General features: G+C 70.0%; 10 protein-coding genes. 8 read left to right on the top strand and 2 right to left on the bottom strand.

The annotated features are described in order from the left end of the window. The first annotated feature begins 29 nt into the window (after positions 1-29). The 3 genes from ABD296_RS26260 (at position 30) to ABD296_RS26250 (ending at position 2823) form a co-directional block, all read left to right on the top strand. Positions 30-1355, top strand: a complete 1326-nt coding sequence (locus ABD296_RS26260) for an FUSC family protein (protein WP_344272390.1) — start codon at positions 30-32, stop codon at positions 1353-1355. A gap of 84 nt (positions 1356-1439) precedes the next feature. Then, a complete protein-coding gene (locus ABD296_RS26255) occupies positions 1440-2018 on the top strand; it encodes a TetR/AcrR family transcriptional regulator (protein WP_344272388.1) in 579 nt (192 codons plus the stop codon). 13 nt (positions 2019-2031) lie between these two features. Further along, complete coding sequence (locus ABD296_RS26250) at positions 2032-2823, top strand: MBL fold metallo-hydrolase (protein ID WP_344272385.1); 792 nt, start codon at positions 2032-2034, stop codon at positions 2821-2823. Here the strand turns inward: ABD296_RS26250 and recD2 are convergent. Further along, entirely contained in the window at positions 2814-5054 is a 2241-nt protein-coding gene (recD2, locus tag ABD296_RS26245) for an SF1B family DNA helicase RecD2 (protein ID WP_344272382.1), read from the bottom strand. The two genes, ABD296_RS26250 and recD2, sit on opposite strands and share 10 nt — an antisense overlap. Positions 5055-5920: 866 nt before the next feature. On the opposite strand from recD2, the gene ABD296_RS26240 reads away from it, so the two are divergent. From ABD296_RS26240 to ABD296_RS26220, 5 genes are all read left to right on the top strand, one after another. Continuing rightward, complete coding sequence (locus tag ABD296_RS26240) at positions 5921-7576, top strand: DUF6531 domain-containing protein (RefSeq protein ID WP_344272378.1); 1656 nt, start codon at positions 5921-5923, stop codon at positions 7574-7576. A 4-nt stretch (positions 7577-7580) separates the two neighbouring features. Then, positions 7581-8276 (top strand): hypothetical protein, encoded by a 696-nt coding sequence (locus ABD296_RS26235; protein WP_344272375.1) that lies wholly within the window; start codon positions 7581-7583, stop codon positions 8274-8276. A gap of 86 nt (positions 8277-8362) precedes the next feature. After that, positions 8363-9148, top strand: a complete 786-nt coding sequence (locus ABD296_RS26230) for an RHS repeat-associated core domain-containing protein (RefSeq protein ID WP_344272372.1) — start codon at positions 8363-8365, stop codon at positions 9146-9148. Positions 9149-9708: 560 nt separating this feature from the next. After that, positions 9709-10104: a hypothetical protein gene (locus tag ABD296_RS26225; protein ID WP_344272369.1), complete on the top strand. Its 396-nt coding sequence runs from the start codon at positions 9709-9711 to the stop codon at positions 10102-10104. A gap of 421 nt (positions 10105-10525) precedes the next feature. Beyond that, positions 10526-12661 carry a M28 family peptidase gene (locus ABD296_RS26220; protein WP_344272366.1) on the top strand — a complete coding sequence of 712 codons (2136 nt, stop codon included), beginning with the start codon at positions 10526-10528 and terminating at the stop codon, positions 12659-12661. Between the two features lie 19 nt (positions 12662-12680). Here ABD296_RS26220 and mtnA read toward each other — a convergent pair whose 3' ends face one another. Further along, positions 12681-13712 (bottom strand): S-methyl-5-thioribose-1-phosphate isomerase, encoded by a 1032-nt coding sequence (gene mtnA, locus ABD296_RS26215; RefSeq protein ID WP_344272363.1) that lies wholly within the window; start codon positions 13710-13712, stop codon positions 12681-12683. Positions 13713-13782 lie beyond the last annotated feature (70 nt).

The raw sequence follows: 13782 nt of genomic DNA, 5'->3' as shown, positions 1-13782 counted from the left end.
ACCGCAGACTCCTACCCACCAGTGCCCAGATGCCTCAAGCGTTCTTCCGCCGTCCCGGCTTCCTCGACCGCACCGGCCGCGCCGTCCGCTCGCCGATCCAGGTGGCGACGGAGGCCCCGTCGTCGGTGTACCGGATCGCCCGGCTGACGATCACCGCCGTCGCCGCGTTCCTGATCGCGCGGCACGTGCCGTCGACCACCGACCAGCCGCCGCTGCTGGCGCCGCTGACCGCGCTGCTGGTCGTCCAGCACTCCGTCTACGAGACGATCAAGTCCAGCCTGCTGCGGGTCGGCGCGGTCACCTCCGGGGTGATGGTCGCGGTGCTGTTCTCCAACGGGGTGGGATTCTCCTGGTGGAGCCTCGGCCTGTCGATCCTCGCGGCGCTGGTCATCGGGCACGCGCTGCGGCTCGGCGACCAGATGCTGGAGGTGCCGATCAGCGCGATGCTGATCTTCGCGCTGGGCGCGGCCACCGGCTCGGGCGCGCTCGACCGGGTGGTGGAGACCCTCGTCGGCGCCGCCACCGGCCTGATCGCCACGTTCCTGGTGCCGTCGGTGCGGGTGCGGCCCGCGGAGGAGGCCGTCCAGGAGGTCTCCGAGAAGCTCCGGGAGCTGATCCAGCAGATCGCCGACGGGCTGCAGGGCGACCCCGCCGAGGGCGAGGCGGCCGGCTGGCAGGACGCGGCCGAGCGGTTCGCCCGCGAGATCGGCCGCACCGACCAGGACCTGCGGGACGCGGAGGAGAGCGTCCGGCTCAACCCGCGCACGCAGGCGCGGCGGCTCGTCGACGCGGGCGTGGCGCTGCGCAACGCCGTCGAGACGATGGAGCATTTCACGCTGTCGCTGCGCGGCCTGACCCGGTCGCTGGCCGACGACGAGCGGCTCGGCCCGCGCGGCCGGCTGCTGACCGACCCGACGCTGCGCCGCCAGCTCGGCGACGCGCTGGCCGGGATAGCCGCCAGCGTCGCCGCCTACGGCCGGCTGGCCCGCTCGGACCTGGCCCGCGACGCCCGCCCGTACCTGGCCGAGAACGAGCTGGAGGTGCGGGTGGACATCGCCCGCGAGCGGCGCGCCCGGCTCACCCGCAGCCTGCACGAGCGGGCCGCGGCCGGCGACCTGTGGCCGCTGTACGGCGAGGTGTCCATGGACATCGACCGGCTGATCGAGAACCTGCGGGTCGAGCACCGGGCCCGCGCCCGCGAGCACTGGCGGCGGCACCGCGGCGCGACCCGGCACCTGCCGGAGCGGCCGATCCGGGTCGTCCAGCAGGCGGGGCACCAGCTGCGCCGGGCCGCGGCGTCCGCCGCCGCGGCGGCCGAGCGCACCACCCGCGACTCCGACGACTTCTACCGCTGACCCGCCGCGCGGCACTACCCCTTCGCAGAAATAGGGTGACCGGTCTACTTGCAGTTGCTAGACCGGTCGGTCTAGAGTGGCGGCATGGCACCACGGGGCGAGACGAGAGAACGGGTCCTGCGGACGGCGGCGGAGCTGTTCCAACGGCAGGGCTACCACGGCACCGGGCTGAACCAGGTGCTGGCGGAGAGCCGGGCCCCGAAGGGCTCGCTGTACTTCCACTTCCCGGAGGGCAAGGAGCAGCTGGCGTCGGAGTCGGTCGCGCTGGCGGGCCGGGAGGTCGGCGACTCCCTCACGGAGTCGGTGCTCGCCGCGGAGGACGCACGGTCCGGCGTGGCGGCGATGGGCGAGTACTTCGCCCGCAGCCTCCTCGAATCGGACTTCGAGAAGGGGTGCCCGGTCGCGACCGTCGCCCTGGAGTCCGCCGCCGAGAGCGAGCCGATCCGCTCCGCGTGCGACACCGTCTACGGGGAGTGGCGGCAGGGCATCGCGCTGGCGCTGCGCGGCTGGGGCGTCCCGGAGGACCGCGCCGAACCGCTCGCCGCGACGGTCCTGTCGTCCCTGCAGGGCGCCGTGATGCTCGCCCGGGTCCAGAAGGACGTCGCCGTGATCGGCACGGTCACCGGGCACCTCGGCGACCTCATCGAGCAAGCCACCTCTTAGCGGGGAGATTCTTATGCGCGTGCACCATCTCGACTGCGCCCGGATGCGGGAGATCGAGCCGGCCGACGGGGCGGACGGCCCGTTGAAACCCGCCCACGGCGTCAGCCACGTCCTGGTGGTGGAGACGGACTCGTCCGGGCTCGTCCTGGTGGACGCCGGGATCGGTGCCGGCGACATCGCGGACCCGTCCGGGCGGCTGATGGACGACTGGGTGGAGATAACACAGCCGGCGCTGGACCCGGCCACGACGGCCGTGGCGCAGATCGAGGCGCTCGGTCTCTCCCCCGCGGACGTCCGGCACATCGCGGTCACCCACCTGCACCGCGACCACGCGGGCGGGCTCAGCGACTTCCCCGACGCGGCGGTGCACCTGTTCGAGGCGGAGCGGGCGGACGGCGGCAAGACCCCCGCGCAGCTGGCGCACGGTCCGAAGTGGGTGACGTACGAGAGCGGGCCGGGCGAGCACTGGAACGGCTTCGACGGCGTCCAGGCCCTCGACGGCGTCGCCGAGGACATCCTGCTGATCCCGCTGCACGGGCACACGCCCGGCCACGCGGGCGTCGCGGTGCGGGACAGCGACCGCTGGCTGCTGCACGCCGGCGACGCGTACATGTACCACGGCGAGGTGGACCGGCCCGAGCCCGTCACGCACCCGCTGATGGAGCTGGTGCAGGCGGGCGGCGAGGTCGATCGGGAGCAGCGGCTCGCCGGTGTCGCGCGGCTGCGGGAGCTGGCGCTCGACCCGGGCAACGGCGTCGAGGTGTTCTCCGCGCACGACCCGTGGGAGCTGGCCCGCTACGTGTGAGTGAGACGGTGGGCGAGGGCCGTGTGGCGGCGGCCCGCGCCCGCCGTGCGGACGGCGGCGGCGAGCGCCCGCCGTGACCCGACCAGGACGACCAGCTTCTTCGCGCGGGTGATCCCCGTGTAGAGCAGGTTGCGGCGCAGCATCATCCACGCGCCGGTCGTCAACGGGATCACGACCGCCGGGTACTCGCTGCCCTGCGACCGGTGGATCGTGATGGCGTAGGCGTGCGCCAGCTCGTCCAGCTCGTCGAAGGCGTAGTCGATGCTCTCGTCCTCGTCGGTGAGGACGGTCAGCGACTGCTCTTCCAGGGACACGGCGCTGACGACGCCGACCGTCCCGTTGAAGACGCCCGCCTCGCCCTTGTCGTAGTTGTTGCGCAGCTGGGTGACCTTGTCGCCGACGCGGAACACCCGCCCGCCGTAGCGGCGTTCGGGGCGGTCGTCGCGGTGCGGGGTGAGGGCCTCCTGGAGCTGCGCGTTCAGGGCGCCCGCCCCGGCGACGCCGCGGTGCATCGGCGCGAGCACCTGGACGTCCCGGCGCGGGTCGAGGCCGAACTTGCGCGGGATCCGGTTGGCGATGACGTCGACGGTCAGCTCGGCGGCCTCCTCCTGCTCCTCGCAGGGGAACAGGAAGAAGTCGGGGTAGCCGCGGGTGTGCGGGGGCTCGCCGGTGTTGACGCGGTGCGCGTTCACCACGATCCCGGACCGCTGCGCCTGCCGGAAGATCTTCGTCAGCCGGACGCGCGGGATCACCTCGGCGCCGAGCAGGTCGGCGAGCACCTCGCCGGCGCCGACGGACGGGAGCTGGTCGACGTCGCCGACCAGCAGCAGGTGCGCGCCGCGCGGGATCGCCTTGACCAGCTTGTTCATCAGGATCAGGTCGACCATGGAGCTCTCGTCGACCACGACGAGGTCGGCGTCGAGCGGGCTGTCCTGGTCGTACTTGGCGTCGCCGCCAGGCTGCAGTTGGAGCAGCCGGTGGACGGTCGCGGCCTCGTGCCCGGTGAGCTCGGCGAGCCGCTTGGCGGCCCGCCCGGTCGGCGCGACCAGCACGATCTTCGCCTTCTTCGCGGCGGCCAGCTCCACCACCGACCGCACGGTGAAGCTCTTCCCGCAGCCGGGCCCGCCGGTGAGCACGGCGACCTTGGACGTGAGCGCGAGCTTGACGGCCTCCTCCTGCTCGGGCGCGAGGGCCTGGCCGGTGCGACGCTTCAGCCAGGGCAGCACCTTGTCCCAGTCGACGTCCGCGAACGCCTGGAGCCGGTCCTCCTTGGCGTCGAGGAGGTCGCGCATGCCGCGCGCCACCGACCGCTCCGCCCGGTGGAACGGGACGAGGTAGACGGCCGGGATCGTCGCGGCGTCCTCCCCCGGCCCGGGGATCGGCTCGCGGACGACGCCCTCGTCGCGGGCCAGCTCGTCCAGCGCCGGGATGATCAGCTCCCGCGGCACGCCGAGGATCTTCTCCGCGGCGGTGACGAGGTTCGGCTCGGGCAGGAAGCAGTGCCCGTCGTCGGCGCCCTCCGACAGCGTGTACTGGAGCCCGGCCTTGATGCGCTCGGGGCTGTCATGGGGAATCCCCACGGCCTGCGCGATCGTGTCGGCCGTCTTGAAGCCGATGCCCCACACGTCCGCCGCCAACCGGTACGGGGATTTCTGCACGGTCTCGACCGACCGGTCACCGTACTGCTTGTAGATGCGCACGGCCAGCGACGTCGAGACGCCGACGCCCTGCAGGAAGACCATCACCTCCTTGATGGCCTTCTGCTCCTCCCACGCCTCGCCGATCCGCTTGGTCCGCTTGGGGCCGAGCCCGGGGACCTCGACGAGCCGCTCCGGCTCCTCCTCGATGACGCGCAGGATGTCGGTGCCGAAATGGCCGACCATCCGGTCCGCCATCACCGGCCCGATCCCTTTGATCATGCCGGAGCCGAGGTAGCGGCGGATGCCCTGAATGGTCGCCGGCAGCACGGTCGTGTAGGAGTCGACCTCGAACTGCTTGCCGTACTTGGGGTGCGAGCGCCACCGCCCGGTCAGCTTCAGGCTCTCCCCCACCTGCGCGCCGAGCAGGGCGCCGACGACGGTGAGCAGGTCGCCGCCGGTCCGCTCGGTCGCGACGCGGGCGACGGTGTAGCCGGTGTCCTCGTTGGCGTACGTGACCCGCTCCAGCACGGCCTCCAGCACCACGGGCCGCGGAGGCGGAGACTGCGCTCGGTTCGAGGGGTGGGCCGTCACGAACATCATGATGTCGGATCGCCAGGACCGTCCCGTCCCGTTTCCTTGATCAGCCCGAACCGCCCTCCCCGCTTCCCCCCTTTACGCGACGCTGTGAACAGCGACATTTGCGTACGCCCCAATGACATTTCGACACCTACACCACTTACATTGACTCTCTGTAGCGTCCGGTGACCGAAACGACTCTTTACTGGACTCTGACTGGGGAGGACGATCTCTGTTGTTGCTCCCTTGCCATTTGGCAACTACTGACTGCACCCCGCAGAACAGGAGACAGGGAAATGCTCGCCATCACCGTAGGCGCGCCAGGCCGATCCAGTCCTTGAAGCGCCTCGATCCGGTGATCGTCGACTGGCGCATCTGACAGCTCCCCAGCGTCTTGGCCAGGCATGTGTGGTGTGCCTTAAGCGGTTTCCGCTGCCGCGAGTGCCGGTAGGCGCGTTGCCCGACGGCGCCGCCGTGCGGGCCTTTGAAGACTGCGCCGCCATCATCCGATCCCGCCGTTAACGCCCTCCCTCCCCCCGGGAACAAGGGGCGCCTCATTCATCAGCGCAATAACCCCGACGGTCTTTCGTGTGCCCGGGACAAGCTCATAGAAGGGACGAACCACAGCTACGGAAGCAACCGTTCAATGGCGTGTTATCCCCATGCCCAAAAAGGAGTTTCAGTGTCACGACGTGTTGTGGCATGTTTCGCCGCATCGGTCCTGGCCGCCGCCGGTCTGGTGGCGATGCCCGGTGCCGCGGACGCCAAGCCGCGCCCCGAGGTCGCGCCGTTCCAGTTCCAGCATCTGTATCCGGAGATCGGGTCGCCGCACGCGGCCAGCCCCAAGCTCGGGCCGTCCAAGCGCGGGGCCGGTACGCCTGGTGTCCCCGAGCACCGTCGGCGACCCGACCCGCACCCGCATCCCCACCTACGCCCCGGCCAAGACAGGCTCCAGCAACGCCGGGCAGCCCACTCCCAGTGGCTCCGCATCGTCCGCACCGGCGGCAGGCTCCGGGAGCGCGGCCCCGAAGGCCGCTGCTGCGGCGTCGGTGCCGGTCGGGATCGGCCCGGTCCGCAACGGCACATTCTTGTCGTTCGGCCTGGCCGACTACCTGCAATTGAAGGTGAACGTCGGGTCCGGTGACGCGATGGTCCGCTCCACCGACATGTCGCTGCCCGGGATCGGCGGGAACGTCACCGTCGGCGCGGTCTACAACAGTCTGCTGCACGCCGCCGACGTCCCCACCGGCGTCATCTCACCAGGCTGGCGGACCAGGCTGGGCGAGGACGTGCGGCTGTACAAGAACAGCGACAACTCGCTCACCTACGCCGGCCCCGACGGGGTCTCCGGGGTGTTCACCCCGTCCGGCTCGGGCTACAGCACGCCCAAGGAGTTCAAGGGCGACCTGACCAGCCAGTCCGGCGGCGGCTGGAAGTACCTCGACCACGGCTCAGGCCAGCAGAGCTACTTCGACTCCTCCGGCCTGCCCTCCAAGGTGGTGGACCGCAATGGCAACACCGCCGACTTCAGCTACTCCGGCGGGCACGTCTCGGCGATCACCTACAAGCCCAAGGGCGAGTCGACCGGCCGGCAGATCAAGGTCGGCATGTACGACGGGGACCAGATCACCAACTACACCGAGGACGACGGCAACGGTGGTCAGCGCATCGTCGTCTACACCTACGACACCAGCAGCCACCGGCTGATCCAGATCCAACAGGCCGCTGGCGAGGTGACCAAGTTCGGCTACGACAGCTCCGGGAACCTGTCGTCGATCACCAACGGCAAGGGCAAGACCACCACCCTGGACTACGACGGAAACCACCGGGTCCTGGCCGTCACCCAGGGCGGCGACTCCGCCTCGCAGGTGACCCGGCTGGCCTACCCGTCGGGCACCCAGACCCAGGTCGCCGATCCCAACACCGACCAGTCCAAGGCGGTCGCCGACGTTCCGCACACCAGCTACACCATCAACACCAACGCCCGGGTCACCAAGACCGTCGACCCGGCCGGCAACACTCGCTCCAAGACCTACACCCCCCTTCAGCGACATCGCCTCCTACGACAATGGCAACGGCGGCCTCACCCAGAACACCTTCGGCGCCAACAACGGCGAATCGCTGACCAAGTCCGCCTCCCCGACCGGTGCCTCGGCGTCGCTGACCTACGGCAACTCCCCCACCAGCCAGAACCCGACCGCGGCCTACCAGCCGTCGGCCGGCACCGACACCCAGGGCGACTCCTCCACCTACACCTACAACGGCGCCGGCAACCAGACCTCGTCGAAGAACGCCCTGGCCGCCGAAGCCAAGGTGTCCTACAACGACCACGGCACCGTCAAGGACTCCACCGACCCCGCCAACGGGTCCAACTCCACCACCTACACCTACGACGGCAACCATCAACTCGCTTCGGTCACCCCGCCATCCGGCAACACCCTGAAGAAGAAGACCGTCACCTACGACGGCTACGGCCGACTCGCCACCGCCACCGACGGCAGCGGAAAAAAGACCAGCTACACCTACGACGACGATGACCGGGTGTTGGCCATCAGCTACTCCGACGGCACCCCGACGGTTGCCTACACCTACGACAAGGCCGGGAACGTCTCCACCCGCACCGACGCCACCGGTACCACCACCTGGGGCTACACCAGCCGCAACCTGACCGCGGCTCGGCAGTCGACCTCGGGCGGCGGGGAGATCGACTGGCAGTACGACGCCGCCGGGAACCTGCTCAACCAGCTCGACGCGCGCGGCACCGACCACTACGTCCACAACACCCGCAACCTGCTGGCCTCGATGACCGACGGCACCGGCACGCAGTGGCTCTTCAAGTACGACGACGACGGCAACCGCACCGACACCTACTTCAACTACACCAGCGGCCCCGTCGCCTGGTCGATGCACACGGTCACCAGCTACGACAAATCCAACCGCGTCACCCGCGTCAAAACCACCGGCAACTCCACCAGCAACCCGACCATCTCCGACCTGTCCTACTGCTACGCCAAGCACGTCGACGGCCAAGGCTGCTCCACTGCTACCGGTGACGACACCGGACTGCGGCAATGGTCCACCGACAACGCCGTGAACAAAACCAGCGTCTACACCTACGACAAGGGCAACCGGCTCACCAAGGCCACCGGCGTCAACGGCCACGACTACGGCTACGCCTACGACGATGACGGCAACCGCACCAGCCAGACCGTCGACGGCACCACACCCAGACGCTGACCTTCAATTCGGCGAATCAGATCACCTCATCGGGGTACGGCTATGACGCCGCAGGCAACCAGACCTCCTCCCCGACCGTGACCCAGATGACCTACAACGCCGCCAACCAAATGACCCAGACCAAGGTCGGCAACACCACCACCGGCCATACCTACGCCGGCCCCGACCAAACCGAACTCGTCAAGACCGGCACCACCAGCATCGTTTACGGCACAGCCACCACCCCCGTCGCCTACACCACCGGCGGCGCCACGACCTACATCGAGCGCGACGATTCCGGCATTCCTCTGGCTGCCAACGTGGGCGGTACCGACACCGCCTACGCCACCGACGGACTCGGCAGCATCGTCGCCACCGTCAACATCGCGGGCGCTAAAGCCACCGGCTACACCTACACCCCCTACGGCGAGCAATCCGGCAAAGCCGTCGGCGACAAGAACCTGCTGGGCTACACCGGTGCCCTGTCCGATCCCGCCACCACCAGTCTCTACCTCTCCCACCGCTACTATGCCCCCGGGCAGGGGAGTTTCACCCAGCAAGACACCATCACCGAACTCGCCGACCCGAAGGCCGGCAACCGTTACACCTACGCCGCCGACAACCCCACCAACTACACCGACCCCGCCGGCCAAAGCTGGATTACCGAGGGATTCGATGCCTTCTTCGGCGGCACCGGCGCTGCAGAGGCAGTGGAAGCGGGGGACATCGGCACCGCTGCGTTGGGGACTCTGACAGACATTGGAGTCGACACGGCATGCAATTTCGCACTCGGGCTGGCAGCGCCGGAAACCGCAGGCGCGTCCCTCGCGATCGGAGAGGTCGGCTGCATGGCCCTGGGATCCGAAGCCGGTAGTGCTGTCATGAGCGACTAGCAACACAAGAATTTCTGGACGTAGGGCATGCCATTTTCCGGGGGGCATGCCCTACGTACCGGAAGTGATCCTAAGGCCTGTGCTCACTCCGCGACCATTGACGAATTCTCCGAAGCGCGATAGGGAAGCCGACTAGAAACACCAAGGCCATGGCGGCTCCTATTGCAAGGAGCTTCCATCCGCGCTGTTGATGATGCTCGATGTCGACCACTCCGAGGACGATGAGCAGAATCGATATGGGACATCCGATTGCCATGGAGGCGATCAGATGAACCTTTCGGAAACGTAACTGAAGTGGGGTCGCCTGCTTCTCCATCGATCAAGCTCCCGAGGGCGAAGGAAAATGTTGTTGACTTTTTTACCCACACAAGACGGATTAATCAACAAGTAGGTGAACTCATCGACATCGCGAAGACGCCGAAGGCACATCGGCCGCTAGCGCTAGCTGGACAGACACCAGGGTTATGGCGGCGCCGGGAAGTCGCGGGCAATCAAACCTCCTGCCCGGCCGTGAGCCAGACGACCTACAACATCGCCAACCACATGACCCCGACCAAGGCTTGCAACACCACCACCGCCCACACCACCGGTACCGACACCGACATCGATGGCTTCGACACCATCGACTTCACCGGCACCAGAACAACCGGCTACACCAGCGTGATCAGCACGGCGTCGCGGACGTCCTCGCCGCCTACGCCATCCGCCCGGCGACGATCGACCGGGCCGAGGCGTGGCGCCGCGCCGACTCCTGGTTCAACCGGGAGGCCGACCCCGCACCCGTCGGGATCGCGGAGTTCCCCGACGGGTTCGCCGCCTGGCGGGTCACTCGCGACGCCGACGAGACAGCACAGCTCGCCGTGATCGACCGCCGCTGCGGAATGCTGACGCTCTGGCCGCCACTCCCCCTGGACACCCTCGCCGGCGGATACCGCACGTACCGCCAAAGCCGCTGAGCGAACGGCCCATGAGAGCCCATCCGCGCACCCGCTCCGGAACGTCCGCGCTCAAACGTTCCGGCAAGCTCACAGGCCGAACACCCGCCCTGGCGGGAGGCGATCCGCGATCTGCGCGTCGATGACGTCCCAGGTACGGCGTCGGCTCTGGCGAGGGGGCGCACTGAGCTCCCCTTCTTGACAGGGCGCCGGCGGGCGACGGATCCGGAGGCGAAAAGTCGCAAACATCATGATGTCGGATCGGCGGGGCGGGACCGATCCGGTTTTCTTGATCGAAAACGGAACATGCAGATCATCGCGGTCGGGGAATGATCATGACGGCCGGGGGCGTGGCCGGATCCGGCAGGGGTTCTGGATCTTCCGTTGATCGCGACGTACGTTCCGGGCGCACCCGTACCGCACGTACTGGGAGGTAACGCTGGTGTTCCGCTCCCGAACCCCGGCCCTGGCGGCCCTGAGCGCCGCCGCCACCACACTCGCAGCCACCGCCCTCACCGCCACCCCCGCCACCGCGCAGCCCGCCGCCGGGAACGATCCAATCGCCGGCTTCACCGCGCAGGACTCCCGCTGGCAGCGCCAGTACGAGAAGCTGTTCAGCGCGATCCCCTCGGCCGGGAAGGCGCGGGCGCTCGACGCCGAACTGTCGAGCGAGCCCGCCGTCACCACGACGACCGGCGACCGGCACCGCGTCGAGCGGATCGTCCGGCAGTTCCGGTCGTACGGCCTGGAACCCGAGGTCAAGACCTACTACGCCTACACGTCGCTGCCGAAGAAGGTCAGCCTCCAGATGACGGCGCCGCGCCGCGCGGCGCTGCCGGTCAAGGAGAAGCGGCGTCCGTGGCAGCAGCACTGGGACGAGGTCATCCCGGCGCACAACGGGCTGTCACCGTCCGGGAACGTACGGGGCCAGGTCGTCTACGCCAACTACGGCCGCCCGCAGGACTTCGAGCAGCTCGACAAGGCCGGCGTCTCGGTCAAGGACAAGATCGTCCTCGTCCGCTACGGGCAGGTGTTCCGCGGCATCAAGCCGCGGGAGGCCGCCAAGCGCGGCGCCAAGGGCGTGCTCATCTACTCCGACCCGGCCGACGACGGCTTCACCAAGGGCGCGGTGTACCCGGACGGGCCGTGGCGCGCACCCGACGGCATCCAGCGCGGCAGCGTCGCGCAGATCCAGCTCGCGTCCGGCGACCCGCTGACCCCCGGCTGGTCGGACGACTCGCCGGACGCCCGCCGGCTCAAGCCGTCCGAGGCGCCGATGCTGAAGGGCCTCGTCCCGACGCTGCCGATCTCCTACGGCGCCGCCGAGCCGCTGCTGCGCTCGCTGACCGGCGCGGAGGCGCCGAAGGACTGGCAGGGCGGCCTGCCGTTCACCTACCGGATCGGCCCGGGCGGCACGCAGGCGCACCTGGACGTGGAGAACACCTTCCAGGTCCGCAAGCTCTGGGACGTCACCGTGAAGATCCCGGGCAGCGAGCGCCCCGACCAGGAGGTCGTGCTCGGCGGGCACCACGACGCGTGGGTGTACGGCAGCGACGACAACCTGTCCGGCACGGAGAACGTCCTGCAGATCGGCCGGGCCCTCGGCACGCTGCTCAAGCAGGGCTGGCGGCCGAAGCGGACGGTCGTGCTCGCCACCTGGGACGGTGAGGAGTACGGGCTGTTCGGCTCCACCGAGTACGCCGAGCAGCAGGCCGAGCGGCTCCGCAACGCCGTCGCGTACGTGAACATGGACGGCGCGGGCGGCTCCCAGTTCGGCGCCGCGGCGACGCCCGCGCTGGACCAGTCCGTCATCGACGCCGCCAAGGAAGTGGCCTGGCCCGGCACGGGCGGGACTGCCTACGACGCGTGGAAGGCGCAGAACGGCGGCAAGACGCCGATCGACCGCATCGGGGGCGGCTCGGACTTCCAGGCGTTCTTCCAGCGCTACGGCGTGCCCGCGATGAACCTCGGCTCCTCGTCGACGGGTTCGTCGGGCAACTACCACTGCTCGTGCGACGACTTCTACTGGATGTCGCACTTCGGCGACCCGACGTGGGAGTACCACGCGGCGATGTCGCGGCTCGTCGGCATCGCGACGCTGCGGCTGGCCGACGCGGACGTCGTCGCCATGCGGTACTCCCCGTACGCCGCCGAGACCGCGCAATACCTGACCGCGTTCACCGACCAGCAGCGCAAGCGGCTCGGCAAGGTGGTCGTGGACGTCTCCCGCGACATCGACCAGGCCAAGGCGTGGCAGAAGGCCGCCGACGCCCTGCAGGCGCGCGCCGAGCAGGCCCTCCGCAAGGGCGACACGGCGGAGTTCCGGCAGCTGAACGCCAAGCTCATGCAGGACGAGCGCGACCTGCTCACCCAGGCGGGACTGCCGGGACGTCCCTGGTACCGGCACCAGATCTACGCCCCCGGCATGGACACCGGCTACGCCACGCAGCGGCTCCCGGGCTTGAACGACGCCCTGTTCCTGCAGAACGACCCGGCGACCGCGAAGGCCTACGAGGCGCGCCTGTACGCCTCCCTCCGCGCGGCCACCCGCACCCTCACCCCCGAAGACGACCGATGAGGTCCGGGCCGCGCGGGCGTCAGGTCCGCGCGGCCCGGCCGGGCGTCTCGCCCTTCGCCACCTCCAGCACGCCGGTCTCGGTGACCAGCGCGGTCACCAGGCGGGCCGGGGTGACGTCGAACGCGGGGTTGAAGCCTCCGGCGCCGTCGGGCGCCGTCGGCGTCCCGCCCCAGGCCAGCACCTCGCCGGGGTCCCGTTCCTCGATCGGGATCAGGTCGCCGGACGCGAGCGCGAGGTCCACGGTGCTCCACGGCGCGGCGACCACCAGCGGGACGCCCGCCGCCGCGCACGCCAGCGCCACGCCGACCGAGCCGATCTTGTTGGCGGTGTCGCCGTTGGCGGCGATCCGGTCGGCGCCGATGACCGCGACGTCCACCAGCCCGCGCAGGACGGTGCTCGGCGCGGCGCCGTCCGCCTGCACCAGGCAGGGGATCCCGGCCCTGACCAGCTCCCAGGCCGTGAGCCGCGCCCCCTGGAGCAGCGGGCGCGTCTCGTCGGCGTAGACCTTCTCCACCCGGCCCCGGTCGTGCAGCTCGCGGACGACGCCGAGGGCCGTCCCCCATCCGGCGGTCGCGAGGGCGCCGGCGTTGCAGTGGGTGAGGATCCGCAGCGGGCGGTCCGGCGTGCGGGCGGTGACCCAGTCCGCGCCGGACGCGCCGATCGCCCGGTTGCCCCGGACGTCCTCGTCCAGCACCGCCTGCGCCTCGGCCACGACGGCGTCCACGCCCTTGCCGACGAGCGGGACGACCCGGTCGACGCCGGCGGCGAGGTTCACCGCGGTGGGCCGCGCCTCCCGGACCCGGGCGATCGCCGCGTCGCGCGCCGCGTCGTCCCAGCCCTCGCGCTCGGCCTGGAGCATCGCGATCGCGACGCCGAACGCGCCGGCCACGCCGAGCGCGGGCGCGCCGCGCACCACCAGCCGCCGGATCGCGTCCACGAGCGCGTCGGCGTCCCGCACCACGACGTGCTCGACGCGCCCGGGCAGCACGGTCTGATCCAGCAGCCGCAGCCCGTCCCCGGCCCATTCCACCGTCCGCACGTCGTCCCTCATAACGCCCATTCTGCCCGCCGGGCGCCGCGAAGCCGTACCCGGCAAGGCTTTTCGCCGCCCCGGGCCGTCC

This window comes from Actinomadura napierensis (assembly GCF_039529375.1).
GTDB classification, from domain to species: Bacteria; Actinomycetota; Actinomycetes; order Streptosporangiales; family Streptosporangiaceae; genus Spirillospora; species Spirillospora napierensis.
The sequence above is the reverse complement of the archived record's forward strand: the minus strand, read 5'-3'. Positions and strand labels throughout refer to the sequence as shown.